The following is a 16927-nucleotide window of genomic DNA, read 5'->3' on the forward strand; positions in this document are numbered from 1 at the left end:
ATTCACCCAAGCCGTCCCGCGCCATCGCCCTCGCCGCCCTGCGGCGACCGGAAGCCACGCAGCCGCAGGGCGTTGCCAAGCACGAACACGCTGGACATGGCCATGGCGCCCGCCGCGAACACGGGCGACAGCAAGACACCCCACACAGGATACAGCACGCCGGCGGCGACAGGGATGAGCGCGGCGTTATAGACGAAGGCCCAGAACAGGTTCTGGCGGATGTTGCCGATGGTGGCCCGCGACAGGGCGATGGCCGTGGCCACGCCCTTCAGGCTGCCCGACATCAACACCACATCGGCCGCCTCGATGGCGATATCCGTGCCGTTGCCGACCGCCAGGCCCACATCCGATTCCGCCAGCGCGGGGGCGTCATTGATGCCGTCGCCGACGAAGGCGACCCGGCCATGCTCGCCCTTGAGACGGCGGACCGCCTCGACCTTGCCGTCCGGCAACACCTCGGCCACGACTTCGTCGATGCCCAATTGGCGGGCGATGGCGGCGGCGGTGCGGCGGTTGTCGCCGGTGATCATCGCCACCTTCAGGCCCAGTCCGTGCAGGGCGGCGATGGCCGCCGGAGTGCTGGCCTTGATCGGATCGGCCACCGCGATGATCGCCGCCAGACGTCCGCCGATGGCGGCGTAGAGCGGCGTCTTGCCCTCATCGCCCATGCGGCCAGCGGCGGCGGCGAAGACGCCCACGTCCAGTCCCAGTTCGCCCATGTAGCGATCCGAACCGATCTGCACGGCCTCGCCGTCCACTGTCGCGGTCACGCCACGTCCCGTAACGGACTCAAAGGCCGAAACCAGCGGCAGCGTCAGACCCTCGGCCTCGGCGGCCTCGACAATGGCGCGGGCGATGGGGTGTTCGGACTTGGCCTCGACCGCAGCCACCAGAGCCAGAACGCGGGCGCGCTCCATGCCGGGTTCAATCTGCAGGTCCGTCAGGGCGGGACGACCTTCCGTCAGGGTGCCGGTCTTGTCGACGGCCACGACCTTGGCGTCCTTGAGCAGTTGCAGCGCCTCGCCCTTGCGGAACAGCACGCCCAGTTCGGCGCCGCGACCGGTGCCGACCATGATGGAGGTCGGCGTCGCCAGACCCATGGCGCACGGGCAGGCGATGATCAGCACAGCCACCGCATTGACCAGGGCGAAGGTGAGCGCAGGCGACGGACCGAACACCAGCCAGACCAGGAAGGTCAGGGCGGCAACAGCCATGACCGCCGGAACGAACCACATCGTCACCTTGTCGACCAGCGCCTGGATCGGCAGCTTGGAGCCCTGGGCCTGTTCGACCATGCGAATGATCTGGGACAGCATGGTGCCGTCGCCGACCGCCGTGGCGCGGAACACCAGGGCGCCCTTCTGATTGACAGTGCCGCCCACCAGAGCTGCGCCCGAAGTCTTGGCCACAGGGACCGGCTCGCCGGTGATCATGGATTCATCGACATAGCTTTCGCCCTCGACGACTTCGCCGTCGACCGGAACGCGCTCGCCGGGACGGACCTCGACCAGATCGCCAGCCGCCACCTCGGTGATGGCGATTTCGACCATCATGCCGTCGCGGCGCACGCGCGCGGTCTTGGCCTGAAGCCCGACCAGACGCTTGATGGCCTCGGAAGTGCGGCCCTTGGCCTGGGCCTCAAGGAAGCGCCCCAGCAGGACCAGGGTGACGATGACGGCGGCCGCCTCGTAATAGACATTGACCGTTCCCGCCGGCAGTAGCGCCGGAGCGAAGGTCGCCACCAGGGAATAGGCATAGGCCGCCAGGGTGCCGACAGACACCAGCGAGTTCATGTCCGGCGCCAGACGCCCCAGGGCGGGCAGACCCTTCTTGTAGAAACGCGCGCCCGGCACGGCCAGCACCAGCGTGGTCAGGGCAAACTGCAGATACCAACTGGCCTGCATGCCGATGGTCCCTGCGATCATCGCATGGACGCCCGGAATGAGGTGCGACCCCATCTCCAGCAGGAAGACCGGAAGGCTCAGAGCGGCGGCGATGATCAGATCACGCTTCAGGGCGGCGCGTTCGGCGTCCTTGCGCTCGGCCGCTTCTTCGCCCGCATCCGCAGCGTCGCTCAGCGGACGCGCCGTATAGCCCGCGCCAGCCACGGCGGCGATCAGGGCCGACACGTCCGCCGCCCCCTGGATCGTGGCCCGTTCTGTGGCCAGGTTCACGCTGGCGCTCACCACGCCCGGCGTCGCCTTCAGCGCCTTTTCGACCCGCCCGACGCAGGACGCGCAGGTCATGCCCTCAATCGCCAGTTCGACGCTGGCGGCCGGAACGGTGTAACCGGCCGATTCCACAGCCTTGACGAGGTCTGCCATCTGGATCGGTCCGCTCGCCTGGATGTCGGCCCGCTCCGTGGCGAGGTTGACGCTGACCGCGGCCACGCCCGGCGCCTTGCTGATGGCGCGTTCGACGCGGCCGACGCAGGACGCGCAGGTCATGCCTTCGATCGGCAGACTCAACGGGGAGCCGACGGTTTTCGTCGGCGCATAGGGGGCGTTCATCGCGCGATCCTCACACGGGTGACTAGAGTTCGCAGGGATGATGGGGCTTCCCATTGTTGGAATGTCAACTCCCCAAAAAAAGTCGCGACCATCCTTGACCTTCCAACGATGGCAAGGGGCATTTCATCTCTCACCAACCGATGCGAAAGGACTTTTCCCATGCAGTTCCACGTCGAAAACATGACCTGCGGCTCGTGCGTGAAGCACATCACCCAGGCCATCGCCACGGTGGATCCGAACGCCCGTCTCGAGGCCGATACGGTGTCGCGCACCATCTCGGTGACCACCACCGCCGACGCCGACGCCATCCAGCAGGCGCTGGCGGACGACGGATACACCGCCCGGCCCCTCTGAGCTCTTCCGACATGCAAGCGAAGGCTCTCACCGTCATCTTCATCGCCGGCGTCGCCCTGGCCGCCAGCGGTCTCGCCTATGCCCAGTCCCAGATCGTCAAAGGAGATTCGGAACACGCCATGACCCAGAACAGCCACGCCAATCACCCCGCCCCCGTCCCTTCCGGCAATCCTGCCGTGCGCGCCTATCAGGAAGCCAACGACCGGATGCACGCCGACATGACCATCGATTTCACCGGCGACGCCGACGTCGATTTCATGAAGGGAATGATTCCACACCATCAGGGGGCCATCGACATGGCCCGCGTCGCGCTGGAACATGGACGGGATCCGGAGGTTCGCCGGCTCGCCGAGTCCGTCATCACCGCCCAAGAGGCGGAGATCGCCATGATGCAGTCCTGGCTCGATACCCGGAACCGGTAAAGGCCGCCCCTTCGCCGCCCGTCCGTTCCCTCCCCCGATGTGACGGTGGAGTTGGCGTCATCGGACAGAAACCTTCGAGAACGCCATGGCAGGCGCACCAGTCCCTGGTGCGCCTGAACCCTTTTCCGAACAGCGCCCAATCGCCGCCGTCGTCTTCAGGCGTCCTCATCCTCATTGATGTGGTGAAGCATGTCGATCAGCACATGACTGACATGATGATCGGCCACCTCGTAGAAAACCTGCCGCGAGGAACGTTCTCCCCGGACCAAGCGCGCCCCGCGCAGAAGCCTGAGATGGTGGCTGACGAGGGTCTGGGACAGGTCCAGGCTGTCGGCGATCTGCTTGACAGGCTTCGGGCCATTCAGACAGAACATGAGGATTCTCAGACGGGTCGGATCGCCCAGCAGACGAAAGGTCTCTGCAAGAGCCGACAGTTGGCGCGTATCCAGCGCTGGCACCTTTTCGTCGCTGGCCCGTTCCGACATGGCGTACGCTTCCCCGCATCATTAAACATATGGCGATGTCTTCACCTGTTCATGTATCGTGAGACAGGGCGTCGCTCCAATCAAGTGCGACCGCCTGTCTGCGTCTGTTCGGTCCAGCCGCCGCCCAGCGCCTTGTAGAGGGTCGTCAGATTGCTCAGCCGGGCCAGACGGGCGCGCAGCAGCGCCTGTTCCGATCCATAAAGGGTGCGCTGGGCGTCCAGAACCGACAGCGAACTGTCCTCGCCTTCCTGATGCCGCCTCTGCGCCAGATCATAGGCGCGGCGGCTCGCATCCACCCTTTGCTGTTCGGAAAGGATCTGTCGTTCGAGGGCGTCGCGCGCGGCAAGCCCATCGGCGACCTCCCGGAAGCCCGCCTGAACGGCCCGCTCATAACGCGCCACCTCGATTCTCTGCCGCACCTTGGCGAGGTCCAGATTGGCCGACAGGGCGCCGCCGTTGAAAATCGGCAGGCTGAGCCGGGGCGCGAAACTCCAGCTTCTGGTTCCGGCGCTGAACAGATTGTCCAGATCGCTGCTGGCCGATCCTGCCGAGCCCGTCAGGGTGATCGTCGGAAAGAAGGCCGCGCGCGCGGCGCCGATATTGGCGTCGGCGCCGCGCAGCATCTGTTCGGCGGCGCGGATATCCGGTCGTCGGTCCAGCAGATCGGATGGCAGACCGGCGGGCAGGTTCGCCTCGACCACATCATCCGGCAGCGGTTCGCCCGCCCATGCCTGAAGCGTCCGGGCCAGGTCCGCATCCAGAGGCTGGCCGATCAGCAGGGTCAAGGCGTTGAGATCCTGAGCCGCCTGCCGTTCGTAAACCGCCTGATCCGCCTCGGCGGAGCGAAGCGCGATCTCGGTCCTGCGGACATCGAGTTCGCCCGCCTCCCCGACCTCGGCCAGAAGCTGGGTCAGTTCATGAGAGCGCCGCTGGGCTTCGGCGGTGTCCCTGGCCAGTTCCAGCAGGGCCTGATCGGTGCGCAGGGTGAAATAGGCGGTCGCCACCTCCGACACCAGACTGAGTTGCGCGGCCGTCCGCGTCTCGTCCAGCGCAAGCCAGGTCGCCAGGGCCTGGTCATTGAGGCTGCGCACACGGCCCCAGAGGTCCAGCTCCCAGGCCGTGACCGCCCCGCCCGCCTCATAGGCGCGCGTCACCTCGGACTGACCGGTTGGGCTGAGATCCGCCGGCGTCCTCTGCGACACGCCCGCGGCGACGCCGTCGATGCGGGGCAGGCTGTCAGCGCGCCGGATGCGATACTGGGCGCGCGCCGCCTCAACATTCAGGGCGGCGACCCTCAGGTCGCGGTTGGCGTCCAGTGAGGTCGCGATAAGCTGTTGCAGGACCGGATCACGAAAGACATCGCGCCAGCCCAGATCAGCCGCCGCAACCGCAGCCGGAGCGGCCGCCTGATCCGCCTGCGAAGGATAGGCCGCCGCCACCGGCGCGACGGGCCGCACCGTCGTCGGCGCCATGGCGCAACCGGCCACCGCAAAGACCGCCGACAGGGCGACGCCGTAAGCGAGCCTGCGGCCCGGACGAAGCAGAGAAGAGGATTTCATGGAGTCATTCTCCTTGTGGGTTGGCCGCGTCGTCCTCCGTCCTGACCGCGAGGGCCGTTGAACGGAGGACGACCACGGCATCACTCGGCCGTCGGCGCGATGTGTCGGGCCGCATTGCGGCGGCGCTCACGACGCAGTTCGAAACGGCGCACGATCACGTAGAAAACCGGGGTCAGCAGCAGACCGAACAGGGTCACGCCCAGCATCCCCGAGAAAACGGCGATGCCCATGGCGTGCCGCATCTCCGCCCCCGCGCCCGTGGCCAGCACCAGCGGCACGACACCGGCGATGAAGGCGAGCGAGGTCATCAGAATGGGCCGCAGACGCAGACGGGCGGCTTCCAGAACGGCGCCGAGCGGATCGACCCCGTCATGTTCCCTGGCGCGGGCGAACTCGACGATCAGGATGGCGTTCTTGGCCGCCAGCCCCACCAGCACCACAAAGCCGATCTGGGTGAAGATGTTGTTGTCGCCCCCCGACAGCCACACGCCGACGATCGCCGACAGAAGGGCCATGGGCGCGATCAGCAGCACCGCCAGAGGCAGGGACCAGCTATTATACTGGGCCGCCAGGATCAGGAAGGCGAGCAGGACCGCCAGCGGGAAGACATACATGGCCGTGTTGCCCGCCTGCTTCTCCTGGAACGTCAGATCGGTCCATTCATAGGTCATGCCCGCCGGCAGGGTTTCCTGCACGATCCGCTCGATCGCCGCCGTCGCCTGGCCTGAAGAATAGCCGGGCGCGGCGCCGCCGCTGATGTCGGCGGACGGATAGCCGTTATAGTGCATGACCCGGTCCGGTCCCGAACTGCGCGTGATGCGGACCAGAGAGGCCAGAGGGATCATTTCGCCCGAGGCGTTGCGCACCTTGAGCTGGCCGATGTCCTCGGCCTGCTGACGGAACGGCGCGTCCGCCTGGACCATGACGCGATAGGTCCGGCCGAAACGATTGAAGTCGTTCACATACATCGAGCCGAGATTGACCTGCAAAGCCTCGAAAACGGTCGTCAGGGGCACGCCCATGGCCCGCGCCTTGACCCGGTCGATATCGACCTGAATCTGTGGCGCATTGGTCTGGAAGCTGGCCAGCATGCCGGCCAGTTCCGGCGTCTGATAGGCCTTGGCCATGACCTCGCCCTGGGCCTTGGCCAGGGCGTCGAAGCCCAGTCCCGCCCGATCCTCGATCTGGAGTTTGAACCCGCCCATGGCGCCCAGTCCCGGCACCGGCGGCGGCGGGAAGACGCCGATGAAGCCGTCGGGAATCTGGCTGAACTGCCCCATCAGGCGACCAGCGATGGCGTTGGCCGACAGATCAGGCGTCTTGCGCTGGTCGAACGGGTCCAGCATCACGAACATGAGGGCCGCATTGGGGATGTTGGCCCCGCCGTTGACCGACAGACCAGGGAAGGCGACGACGCTTTCGACGCCGGGCGTCTTCAGAGCCGTATCGGACACCTGCTTCACCACCGCCTCGGTGCGGTCCAGAGAGGCGCCCGTGGGCAACTGAACCACGCCGACCAGATAGTATTTGTCCTGCGGCGGCACGAAACCGTTGGGGATATGGTTGAAGCCCAGCCACGTCAGGCCGATCAGACCGCCATAGACGATCAGAACCAGTCCCGTGACCCGCACCGCGCGCTTCACCGACCAGACATAGCCGTTGGACGCACGATCAAAGGCGCCGTTGAAGCGGCGGAAGAAGCCGCCGAACAGGCGATCGATGATCCGGGTCAGCCGGTCGCGCGGCGCATCGCCGTGGTGCGGCTTCAGCAGCACGCCCGCCAGGGCCGGAGACAGGGTCAGAGAGTTGACCGCCGAGAAGATGGTCGAGATGGCGATGGTCAGGGCGAACTGGCGATAGAACTCGCCCTGCAGGCCCGACAGGAAGGCGGAGGGAATGAAGACCGCCGCCAGCACCGAGGTGATGGCCAGGATCGGCCCCGTCACCTCGTCCATGGCCGCGCGCGCCGCCTCCTTGGGCGACTTGCCCATGGCGATGTGACGCTCGACGTTTTCCACCACGACGATGGCGTCATCGACCACGATGCCGATCGACAGCACCAGGCCGAACAGCGACAGGGTGTTCAGCGAGAAGCCGAACAGATGCATCATCGCAAAGGTCGCCACCAGCGAGATCGGCACCGCCACCAGCGGAATGATCGAGGCGCGCCACGACTGAAGGAACAGCACCACCACCAGCACCACCAGCAGGATGGCTTCCACCAGGGTGACGCTGACCGACTTCAGCGAAGCCCGGACGAAGACCGTCGGATCATAGGCGATCTGATATTCAAGCCCCTCGGGGAACTCGGTCTGCAAACGATCCATGGCGCCGCGAACGGCGTCGGACACGTCCAGCGCATTGGCGCCGGGGCTCTGGAAAATCTGCATGGCCACGGCGGGTTTGCCGTTCAGCAGGCTGCGCATGCCATAGGCGTCGGCGCCCAGTTCGATGCGCGCAACATCACGCAGGCGCGTAACCTGCCCCTCATCGCCCGACTTGATCACAATGTCGCCGAACTGCTCTTCGGATGTCAGCCGCCCCAGGGTGTTGACGGTGATCTGGGCGGCCGCCGAGGCGTTGGGCTGCTGGCCGATGGAGCCGGCGGCGACCTGGACGTTCTGTTCGCGGATGGCCGCGACCACGTCGCCGGCGGTCAGGCCGCGCGCCGCCACCTTGTCAGGATCCAGCCACGCGCGCATGGCGTATTCGCCCTCGCCGCCCAGAACCACGTCGCCGACCCCCGGCAGACGCGCCAGTTCATCGCGGATATGCAAGCGCGCATAGTTGGAGACGAACAGGGAATCATAACGATCGTTGGGCGACCGCAGGTGGACCACCATCAGCACGTCAGGCGACGTCTTCTGGGTGACGACCCCGATGCGCTGCACCTCTTCGGGAAGACGCGGCAGCGCGCGGGCCACACGGTTCTGGACCTGGATCTGGGCCAGGTCAGGGTCCGTGCCCTGTTTGAAGGCGACCGTCAGGGTCATGCGGCCGTCGGTGGCCGCCTGAGAGCCCATATAGAGCATTCCCTCGACGCCGTTGATGGCCTGTTCCAGCGGCGCGGAGACTGTCTCGGCGATGACCTGGGGATTGGCGCCGGGATAGCTGGCCGTGACCTGCACCGTGGGCGGCGTCACCTGGGGATACTCGCTCAGCGGCAGGCGCATGAAGGCCAGCCCCCCGGCGATCAGCATCAGGACCGAAAGCACGACCGCAAAGATCGGCCGGTCCACAAAGAAACGGGGAAATTTCATCGGGCGGCCTCCGCCGACGGGGCCGCCTGCTCAGCAGGGGCCGCAGCCCCCGTCGCAGTCGCAGCCGCAGTCGGGGCGGCCGCCATGGGCTGCGGCGTCACCTTCATGCCGGGACGCACCAGTCCCTTGACGATGACAGTGTCGCCGGGATTGAGGCCCGTCTCCACCACACGCATCCCGTCAACCACGGGACCGAGCGACACCGGGCGATATTCAGCGGTGTTTCCTTCACCCAGAACCATGACATAGGTCTGGCCCTGTTCAGCGCCGACCGCCTGATCGTCGATCAGCATGGCCTGACGCGGCGCCCCGGTATCCAGTCGGATCCTGGCGAAAAGACCCGGCGCCAGTTGACCGGACGGATTGGCCACGATCGCACGCGCGCGGATCGTTCCAGTGCCGCGATCGACCTGGGCGCCGAGGAAGTCCAGCGTGCCCTGATGCGGGAACCCGTCTTCGCTCATCAGCCCGATCTGGACCGGAAAACGCCCCGCCCGGCCCGAGCCGTTCGGACGGGCGCGCTGTGCGAAGTCGAGATAGGTCGCCTCATCCATGTCGAAATAGGCATAGACGGGGTTCACCGAGACGATGGAGGTCAGCGGCGTGGTTCCGGCGGCCACAATATTGCCGGTCGTCGCCAGCACCCGATCGACCCGGCCGCTGATCGGCGCGGTCACGCGGGTGTAGGACAGGTCCAGACGCGCGGCGGCGACGGCGGCGCGCGCGGCGGCGACCTGGGCCTCGGACTGACGCGCCTTGCTCTGGGCGTTCTCAAGGGCGCGGACCGGTATGGCGCCGCCGGGCGCCAGTTGCTCAGCCCGCGACAGATCGGACTGAGCCTGCGCCAGCAGGGCCTCGGCCTGCCTCAACTGCGCCTGGGCGCCGTCCAGCGCGACCTGGAATGGTCTGGGATCGATCTGGAAGAGCAGTTGCCCACGCTGGACCAGCCCGCCTTCCGGCACGCTGACCCGGATGATCGGGCCGCTGACCTGGGCGCGCAGCTCGACGGTATCGGGCGCAGCGAGGTGTCCGGTGAATTCCGCAGCCGGTGCGATTTCCCGCATGACGACCTTGGCGACGGGAACGGCGGGCGCTCCCGGCGGGGCGGAAGCGGCGGCCGGCACGCCCCCGCCCTGTGTTTGCAGAACATAGATCAGCCCCGCCGCGGCCAGCAGCCCGGCGGCCGCGATCACGGCGGTCTTCTTGTTGAAGCGCATCGGTCGTCCCCTTGGAAATCGCCGCAGATTCGACACTGATCGAAGGCGGCTTGGCGCTGATTTCCATGGGTGATGCAGATTCCAACGCTAGGAAGGTCAAGCGTTGAATCGCTGATATTCGAACAGCCGACGTCCAGACGTCCGCGGAACGCCGGGCCTCAGGAACCGGCGATCAGATCGAAGGGGGCGCGCTTCGCCGCGCGGCCTGCCACAGCAGGGGCGCCAGAATCAGGGCGACAGGCGGAAACAGCAGCCAGTTGATGGCCTGCCAGCCGGAGGTGTTCAGCACGGCCCCCGCCAGGAAGGACACGATGGCGGTGGCCCCGAAGACGAAGAAGTCATTGGCGCCCTGGGCCTTGCCCCGCTCCTCGGCCGTATGACAGTCCGTCACCATGGCCGTGGCCCCGATGAAGCTGAAATTCCAGCCCACGCCCATAATCATCAGCGACAGCCAGAAATTGGCCACCGCCATGCCTGACAGGGCGACAGCCGCCGAGACGGCGATCAGCACCATGCCCACGGCGGCGACCCGCTCCTTGCCGAAACGCCCCATCAGCCGTCCGGTGAAGAAGCTCGGCGCGAACATGGCCAGCAGATGCCACTGGATGCCCAGCGCCGCGCTGTCCACCGAATGGCCGGCGTTGACCATGGCCACCGGGGCGGCCGTCATGACGAAAGCCATCAGGCCGTAGGACACCACGCCCGTCGCCACCGCCAGGATGAAACGCGGAACGCGCATGATCTGACCCAGAGACCGGCCGCCGCCGGCGCCGGACTGAACGACCGCCGGCGGCGAACGCAGCAGCAACAGGACCGGGATGACCAGCAAGGCCAGGGCGGCCTGACTGAGGAAACTGCCGACGTAGGGCGTGCCCGGCACGGCGTCCCGGGTCCAGATGACCAGTTGTGGGCCGACGACGGCGGCGACCAAGCCGCCGACCATCACCCAGGAAATCGCCTTTGCTTTCAGGTCTCCTTCGGCGCCGTCGGCGGCCGCGAAGCGGTAGCTCTGAACATAGGAGCCGTAGAGACCGGCGGTGAAGGCGCCTATGCAAAAGAGCCAGAAGGACGCGATGAAGATGCCGAAGGCCGCCACGAGACCGGAGGCGACGCCGAACAGCGCGCCCAGCAGATAGCCGTTCCGACGACCATGTCGCCGCATGATGAAGGCCGCCGGCGGTGCGCCGAGGGCGAGGCCGACGCCGAACAGACTGACTGGAAACGTGACCCAGGCGGGATCGGCGGCCAGGTGCTGCCCCACCAGACCGCCTAAGGACATCACGATCGGCGGGCTGGCGCCGCCCAATGCTTGGGCGGCGGTGAGGACGGCCATGTTTCGGCGGGCGATCGACTGATCAGTCATGAAGACCTTCGGGAGGGAGGCCGGGCGGGAACAAATCGGTGCTTTGCACGATACCTAGCCAGGGTATGGTAGACACATGCAGGCCAGAGACGTCAAATCAATCCGCTCCGCCCTGAACCGGATTTCCGGTCAGGTTCGCGGCGTCAGCCAGATGGTGGAGGACGGCCGTTACTGCATCGATATCCTTTATCAGGTCCATGCCGCCCGCGCGGCCCTGGCCCGTGTCGAAACCCAGATTCTCAAATCGCACGCCGCGTCCTGTGTCGAGGAAGCGATTGCGTCAGGCGACGCCGCTCAGCAGCGCGAAAAATTCACCGAACTGGCGGAGTTGTTCGCCAAAGCGAAACTCTAGAACCCGGAGGGAACCATGGCCTCACCCGCCAAACGCGCCGAAATTTACCGAATGGTCATGCCGGGCCACACCTGCCCCTATGGCCTGAAGGCGCTGCACCTGCTCAAGAGTCAGGGCTATGCGGTGCAGGATCACCACCTCGCCTCGCGTGAGGAAACCGACGCCTTCAAGGCCGAACACGGCGTCCAGACCACGCCCCAGACCTTCATCGACGGCCAGCGGATCGGCGGCTACGACGACCTGCGGCGCTTCTTCGGCAAGCGAGTGCGCGACAAGGACGAAGTCACCTATACGCCCGTCATCGCCCTGTTCGCCATGGCCGCGCTGATGGCCGTCGCGGCGGGCTGGGCCGCCTATGGCGAACTGATGTCGGTGCGTGTCGTCGAATGGTTCATCGCCATCGCCATGTGTCTTCTGGCCCTGCAGAAGCTCAAGGACGTGGACGCCTTCGCCACCATGTTCCTGAACTATGATCTGCTGGCCAAGCGCTGGGTTCCCTATGGGACGATCTATCCCTTCGCCGAAGCACTGGCGGGTGTGCTGATGCTGGCCGGGGCGCTGATGTGGGTTTCGATCCCGGTCGCCCTGTTCATCGGCGGCGTGGGCGCCGCATCGGTGTTCAAGGCGGTCTATATCGACAAGCGTGAACTGAAATGCGCCTGCGTCGGCGGCGACAGCAAGGTGCCGCTGGGTTTCGTCTCGCTGTCGGAAAACCTGATGATGGTCGGCATGGCGATCTGGATGCTCGTCAAGCCGATGACCATGGGGCACTGAGCGGAAGCTCATCCACGAGCCTCCGCACATAGCCTGTCCGGCGCCGGTCGCCCGGCGCCGGATCACCTGCCTCAGTGGGCGTGCGCCCTGCGCGCCCCCGCTGCGGACTTTGGCTCGTGATCGTGACCGGCGTGGTCATGATCTCCATGATCATGGCCCGAATGGTCGTGATCCGAATGGTCATGACCAGAGTGATCGTGGCCAGAGCGATCGTGGGCATCATGGTCATTGACCGGCGGCGACGACAGGCTGCACACCACGGACCCATCGTTCCAGTCCACGGCGACGGTGGGATGCTCAATACTGAACCTGGACTTCAACTCCCGCTCAACAGCGATCGCCACGGCCCGCGCCTGAGCGTCGGATTCCGGACGCACATGCAGGGTCGCCAGGGTGCGGCCTGACGTGATCTGCCAGACGTGGACGTGGCTGACCTCGGCCAGACCCGGCACCTTGGCCTTCAGGTGAGCCGTCACCGCATCAGGCGCGGCGTTGTCAGGCGCGCCTTCCAGCAGGATGTGCAGCGACTTGCCCAGCAGCTTCCAGGCGCTGCGCAGGATCAGCAGCGAAACCAGCACCGACAGGATCGGGTCGATCGGCGTCCAGCCCGTCAGGGAGATGATGATCGCGGCGGCGACAGCACCGACCGAGCCAAGCAGATCGCCCATCACATGCAGGGCCGCGCCCTTGATGTTGACGTGTTCGGTGTCGCCGCGGGTCAGGATCCAGAACACCAGGATGTTGACCAGCAGGCCCGCCACGGCCACCCAGAACATCGGGCCGGCCAGAACGGCGTGCGGTTCCTTGAAGCGGTTCCACGCCTCAAACAGGATCCAGCCGACGATGGCGAACAACGTCACCGCATTGACGAAACCGGCGACGACCTCGAAGCGCATATAACCGAAGGTGCGCTTGGAATCGGCCATGCGGCGTCCGAAGCGGAACGCCAGATAGGCCAGCGCCAGCGCGATGGCGTCGGTCAGCATGTGGCCGGCATCCGCCAGCAGAGCCAGCGAGCCGGACGCCAGACCGCCGATCACCTCGACGATCATGAAGGTGAAGATCAGGCTGAAGGAAAGCAGGACCTTGCGTTCATTGTCGCGCGTCACGGTCGGCGCGTGAGAATGGTCGTGGTCGTGTGAGTGTTCGTGATGAGAATGAGACATGGAGCAGCGCCCGCTGAAAACAGATAACATATGAATACGTATTCATATGTTATCTGTCAACGCCATTCGCACATGCCGCGTCTGATCGTAGCGCGCCTGCGAGACGCCCGGCTTCAGGTCAGGTCGACGGGATCGAAACTCTTGACCAGATGGTCCACCGCCTTGACCTGCTCCAGCACCGCGCCCAACCGATCCAGCGGCAGGGCGCTGGGGCCGTCGCAGAGCGCCCGGTCCGGGTCGGGGTGCGCCTCCAGAAACAGACCCGCCAGTCCCAGGGCCAGCCCCGAGCGGGCCAGTTCCAGCACCTGTTCACGCCGCCCGCCCGACTGGGCGGCGCCGGGGGCGCGCGTCTGCAGGGCGTGGGTGGCGTCAAAGACGATCGGCGCCCCGCCAGTGACTGCCTTCATCACGCCGAAACCCAGCATGTCCACGACGAGATTGTCATAGCCGAAAGAACTGCCGCGCTCGCACAGGATGACATCCGGGGCGCCGAAATCGTCGAATTTCTCGACCACATGGGCGATTTGCTGCGGGCTCATGAACTGGGGCTTCTTGACGTTGATCGCGCGTCCGGTGCGCGCCAGCGCCTCGATCAGATCGGTCTGGCGCGCCAGAAAGGCCGGAAGCTGAAGGATGTCGCAGACCTCCGCGACCGCCGCAGCCTGCTCCGGCCAATGCACGTCGGTCAGCACGGGAACCGCGAATTCGCTGCGAACCTCCTGAAGAATGCGCAGCCCGGCTTCAAGACCCGGACCGCGATAGGATCGGTTCGAGGACCGGTTGGCCTTGTCGAAAGAGCCCTTGAACACAAAAGGCACGCCCAGTCGCTGCGTCTGCGCCTTCATCGCCTCGGCCACGGTCATGGCCAGATCGCGGCTTTCCAGCACATTGACCCCGCCGATCAACACCATCGCCCGACTGTTGTTGAAGGCGACCTCCCCGATCGTGACTGTCTTCATGGTCATCTCCTGACGGAATTGATCGGCCCCAGGGGACGGACTGTCAGTCAGCGCCCCTTGGAACCAGTTCGCTGTCGGCCGAACACGGCCCGAAAAACAGGCTCAGATCGGCGCGGGTCGCCGCAAGGCGCCGGGGGCGTCAACCTGAACGGTGACGTGATCAATGGCGTGATGGGTTTTCAGCCAGTTCGCCACAAGGGCCGGCAGGGTGATCGGATCGATCCCCGGCGCAGGCGTGACATGGATGGTGGCCACCACGGTTTCGTCGGTCAGGGTCCAGGCATGGAAATGGCCCGCTTCCTCGATCTCGGGCAGGGTCGCCAGATCCGTCTCGGCCTTGCGCGCGTCCAGTCCGCGCGGCACCGCCTGCAACAGAACCCGCAGCGATTCCTTCACCAGCGACCAGGCCGAGCGCACGACCAGCAGCGCCACCAGAACCGACAGCAGCGGATCAAGCAGCGTCCAGCCCGTCAGCATGATGCCGATCGCCGCCGCGATCGCCCCGACCGAGCCCAACAGGTCGCCGACCACGTGCAGCAGGGCGCCGCGCAGATTGCTGTCGCCCTTGCGGCCGCGCGACAGGATCCAGGCCCCGACCAGATTCACCACCAGACCGATGGTCGCGACAATCAACATCGGCCCGGCCATGACCTCGACCGGCTGGTTGATGCGGTTGACGGCCTCCCAGGTGATCCAGGCCACCAGCAGCAGCAGCGATGCGCCATTGGCCAGCGCCGCCAGCACCCGCACGCGGTGATAGCCATAGGTCCGCACGCCATCGACGGGACGGCGCGCCACCCGATAGGCGATCAGCGCCAGCAGCAGGGCGGCGGCGTCCGACACCATGTGGCCGGAGTCCGCGATCAGGGCCAAAGAGCCGGACATCCACCCGCCGATGGCCTGAATGGCGGCGTAACCGGCGGTGAAGATCAGGACGAAGCGGATGCGCCGCTCGTTATCCGCCGTCACCACCTCGCCGTGGTCGTGCCCGTCGCCCTCATCATGCTTCGCCGACGCCATGTCCATCTCCGATCCTTCTGGATGCAGGCCTTCCCGCATCGACAATCCTTTCGGCCCCATGCGTCAAGGCCGCCCTCATCCGCAACGACCGTCAGGGTCTCAACCCCGGCGGAGCACGACCATCTTCTCCTGCGTCATATCCCGCAGGGTGTAACCGATCCCGCCGGTCCCGTACCCGGAGGTCCGACGCCCGGCGAAGGGCATCCAGTCGGTCCGGAAGGTGGTCGGATCGTTGACCATGACCGCCGAGGCGTCCAGCCGGTCCGCCGCCCTGAGCGCGACACCGATGTCGCGAGCGAAGACACTGGCCTGGAAGGCCGTCGGCAGAGCGTTGGCGCGCGAGATCGCCTCGTCTAGATCCTGGTAGCGGTAGAGAGCCAGCACGGGCCCGAACACCTCCTCGCGCGAAATCCGGGCCTCGGCGGGCGGATCGAGCAGCACCGCTGGCTCCAGGGTTGTCGGCGACAGGCGCCCTCCCCCGATGGCCAGACGGGCGCCGCCCGCGACCGCCTCTTCGATCCAGGCCGCCACCCGATCAGCCTCACGCCCCCGGATCAGCGGGCCGACCTCGGTGTCCTCCCGCGTCGGATCGCCCGTGCGCAGAGCCGCCACGCGGGCGACCAGTCGCTCCGCGACGGCCTCGAAGACCACGTCATGCACATAGAGCCGCTGGGTCGACACACAGACCTGCCCGGCATGATAGAAGGCGCCTTTCACGACAGGCTCGATCAGGGCGTCAAGATCCGCGCTACGATCGACGATGGCCGGCGCCGCGCCGCCGTGTTCCAGCGCGGAACGCACGCCGGGCGCCAGGCGTGAATGCAGATACCATCCCACGCGGGCCGAGCCGATGAAGCTGAGAAAGGCGATGCGCGGATCCGTGGCGAGCCTTTCGGCAAGCGCGGTGTCCGCGGTGATCAGGGTCTGGCACCAGGCTTCCGGCAGGCCCGCCTCCCGGACGAGGGCGACGAGATCCAGGCAGGACAGGGGCGTAGCCTCGGCCGGCTTCACAATGACCGGACAACCGGCGGCGATTGCGGGCACGATCTGGTGCACGATCAGGTTCAGGGGATGGTTGAAGGCCGAGATCGCGGCCACCACCCCGATCGGCTCCCGAGTCGTGAAGGCCCAGCGGTCGTCCGATGCGGGCGACAGGCCCATGGGGATCTCGCGTCCGGAGAAGGTCCTGAGCTCGTCGGCGGCGTTCCGGACCCCGTCGATGGCGCGAACGGCCTCGATCCGGGCGTCGGCCAGCGGCTTTCCGCCCTCGCGCGCGATTTGCATCGCGAAATGCTCCCGTCGCGCCTCCATCAGTTGGGCCAGTCGCCGAAGGACGGCCACCCGCTCATGCGGTTTCAGCCACCGGTCACGGTGCGTGAAGAGATCGCGGGCGGTCTGCAACTTTCGCTCCAGCGCCGCCGCGTCGTCAGTCTCGATCCCGGCGATGAGGGCCTGGTCGTAGGGTTGTACGATCTGCAGCATAATA

The 16927-nt window shown here is 66.4% G+C and carries 14 protein-coding genes; 4 read left to right on the forward strand and 10 right to left on the reverse strand.

Annotated features, from left to right (window positions below; genetic code table 11):
* Window positions 1-2 precede the first annotated feature (2 nt).
* Window positions 3-2510, reverse strand: a complete 2508-nt coding sequence (locus LG306_RS16735) for a heavy metal translocating P-type ATPase (RefSeq protein ID WP_224762239.1) — start codon at window positions 2508-2510, stop codon at window positions 3-5.
* 159 nt (window positions 2511-2669) lie between these two features.
* On the opposite strand from LG306_RS16735, the gene LG306_RS16740 reads away from it, so the two are divergent.
* Window positions 2670-2864: a heavy-metal-associated domain-containing protein gene (locus LG306_RS16740; RefSeq protein ID WP_184273131.1), complete on the forward strand. Its 195-nt coding sequence runs from the start codon at window positions 2670-2672 to the stop codon at window positions 2862-2864.
* 11 nt (window positions 2865-2875) lie between these two features.
* The gene (locus LG306_RS16745) at window positions 2876-3286 is read left to right on the forward strand and encodes a DUF305 domain-containing protein (protein ID WP_184273126.1); all 411 of its coding nucleotides are present in this window, start codon (window positions 2876-2878) and stop codon (window positions 3284-3286) included.
* Window positions 3287-3441: 155 nt separating this feature from the next.
* On the opposite strand, the gene LG306_RS16750 is transcribed toward LG306_RS16745, so the two are convergent.
* The 5 genes from LG306_RS16750 to LG306_RS16770 all read right to left on the reverse strand — a co-directional run bounded on the left by LG306_RS16750 (window position 3442) and on the right by LG306_RS16770 (window position 11170).
* Window positions 3442-3771, reverse strand: coding sequence for a helix-turn-helix transcriptional regulator (locus LG306_RS16750; protein WP_184273123.1), 330 nt, complete (start codon window positions 3769-3771; stop codon window positions 3442-3444).
* 80 nt (window positions 3772-3851) lie between these two features.
* The gene (locus LG306_RS16755; RefSeq protein WP_184273120.1) at window positions 3852-5330 is read right to left on the reverse strand and encodes an efflux transporter outer membrane subunit; all 1479 of its coding nucleotides are present in this window, start codon (window positions 5328-5330) and stop codon (window positions 3852-3854) included.
* Between the two features lie 80 nt (window positions 5331-5410).
* Complete coding sequence (locus LG306_RS16760; protein WP_184273117.1) at window positions 5411-8590, reverse strand: efflux RND transporter permease subunit; 3180 nt, start codon at window positions 8588-8590, stop codon at window positions 5411-5413.
* Complete coding sequence (locus LG306_RS16765) at window positions 8587-9807, reverse strand: efflux RND transporter periplasmic adaptor subunit (protein ID WP_184273114.1); 1221 nt, start codon at window positions 9805-9807, stop codon at window positions 8587-8589. The genes LG306_RS16760 and LG306_RS16765 overlap by 4 nt, the downstream gene beginning before the upstream one ends.
* A 172-nt stretch (window positions 9808-9979) precedes the next feature.
* Window positions 9980-11170 (reverse strand): MFS transporter, encoded by a 1191-nt coding sequence (locus tag LG306_RS16770; protein WP_184273111.1) that lies wholly within the window; start codon window positions 11168-11170, stop codon window positions 9980-9982.
* Between the two features lie 76 nt (window positions 11171-11246).
* Between LG306_RS16770 and LG306_RS16775 the strand changes: the two genes are divergently transcribed.
* Together LG306_RS16775 and LG306_RS16780 are read left to right on the forward strand one after the other, a co-directional pair.
* A complete protein-coding gene (locus tag LG306_RS16775; RefSeq protein ID WP_184273108.1) occupies window positions 11247-11522 on the forward strand; it encodes a metal-sensitive transcriptional regulator in 276 nt (91 codons plus the stop codon).
* 15 nt (window positions 11523-11537) lie between these two features.
* Complete coding sequence (locus LG306_RS16780) at window positions 11538-12296, forward strand: glutaredoxin family protein (protein ID WP_184273105.1); 759 nt, start codon at window positions 11538-11540, stop codon at window positions 12294-12296.
* A gap of 71 nt (window positions 12297-12367) precedes the next feature.
* Here the strand turns inward: LG306_RS16780 and LG306_RS16785 are convergent, their stop codons facing one another.
* From LG306_RS16785 to LG306_RS16800, 4 genes are all read right to left on the reverse strand, one after another.
* Window positions 12368-13462 carry a cation diffusion facilitator family transporter gene (locus LG306_RS16785; protein WP_184273101.1) on the reverse strand — a complete coding sequence of 365 codons (1095 nt, stop codon included), beginning with the start codon at window positions 13460-13462 and terminating at the stop codon, window positions 12368-12370.
* Between the two features lie 113 nt (window positions 13463-13575).
* Entirely contained in the window at window positions 13576-14427 is an 852-nt protein-coding gene (gene kdsA / locus LG306_RS16790) for a 3-deoxy-8-phosphooctulonate synthase (protein ID WP_184273098.1), read from the reverse strand.
* A gap of 96 nt (window positions 14428-14523) precedes the next feature.
* Window positions 14524-15441, reverse strand: a complete 918-nt coding sequence (locus LG306_RS16795) for a cation diffusion facilitator family transporter (protein WP_184273095.1) — start codon at window positions 15439-15441, stop codon at window positions 14524-14526.
* Window positions 15442-15540: 99 nt separating this feature from the next.
* Complete coding sequence (locus LG306_RS16800) at window positions 15541-16923, reverse strand: aldehyde dehydrogenase family protein (protein ID WP_184273092.1); 1383 nt, start codon at window positions 16921-16923, stop codon at window positions 15541-15543.
* Between the last annotated feature and the right edge of the window lie 4 nt (window positions 16924-16927).

This window comes from Brevundimonas vesicularis (assembly GCF_044807075.1).
Classification (GTDB): domain Bacteria; phylum Pseudomonadota; class Alphaproteobacteria; order Caulobacterales; family Caulobacteraceae; genus Brevundimonas; species Brevundimonas vesicularis_G.

Bases quoted from the DNA above. Each gene is read 5' to 3' on its own strand.
- LG306_RS16740 (WP_184273131.1), top strand. From the start codon at position 2,670: ATGCAGTTCCACGTCGAAAACATGACCTGCGGCTCGTGCGTGAAGCAC.
- LG306_RS16760 (WP_184273117.1), bottom strand. From the start codon at position 8,590: ATGAAATTTCCCCGTTTCTTTGTGGACCGGCCGATCTTTGCGGTCGTG.
- LG306_RS16780 (WP_184273105.1), top strand. From the start codon at position 11,538: ATGGCCTCACCCGCCAAACGCGCCGAAATTTACCGAATGGTCATGCCG.
- LG306_RS16785 (WP_184273101.1), bottom strand. From the start codon at position 13,462: ATGTCTCATTCTCATCACGAACACTCACACGACCACGACCATTCTCAC.
- LG306_RS16745 (WP_184273126.1), top strand. From the start codon at position 2,876: ATGCAAGCGAAGGCTCTCACCGTCATCTTCATCGCCGGCGTCGCCCTG.
- LG306_RS16755 (WP_184273120.1), bottom strand. From the start codon at position 5,330: ATGAAATCCTCTTCTCTGCTTCGTCCGGGCCGCAGGCTCGCTTACGGC.
- LG306_RS16800 (WP_184273092.1), bottom strand. From the start codon at position 16,923: ATGCTGCAGATCGTACAACCCTACGACCAGGCCCTCATCGCCGGGATC.
- LG306_RS16795 (WP_184273095.1), bottom strand. From the start codon at position 15,441: ATGGCGTCGGCGAAGCATGATGAGGGCGACGGGCACGACCACGGCGAG.
- LG306_RS16735 (WP_224762239.1), bottom strand. From the start codon at position 2,510: ATGAACGCCCCCTATGCGCCGACGAAAACCGTCGGCTCCCCGTTGAGT.
- LG306_RS16770 (WP_184273111.1), bottom strand. From the start codon at position 11,170: ATGACTGATCAGTCGATCGCCCGCCGAAACATGGCCGTCCTCACCGCC.
- LG306_RS16750 (WP_184273123.1), bottom strand. From the start codon at position 3,771: ATGTCGGAACGGGCCAGCGACGAAAAGGTGCCAGCGCTGGATACGCGC.
- LG306_RS16765 (WP_184273114.1), bottom strand. From the start codon at position 9,807: ATGCGCTTCAACAAGAAGACCGCCGTGATCGCGGCCGCCGGGCTGCTG.
- kdsA (WP_184273098.1), bottom strand. From the start codon at position 14,427: ATGACCATGAAGACAGTCACGATCGGGGAGGTCGCCTTCAACAACAGT.
- LG306_RS16775 (WP_184273108.1), top strand. From the start codon at position 11,247: ATGCAGGCCAGAGACGTCAAATCAATCCGCTCCGCCCTGAACCGGATT.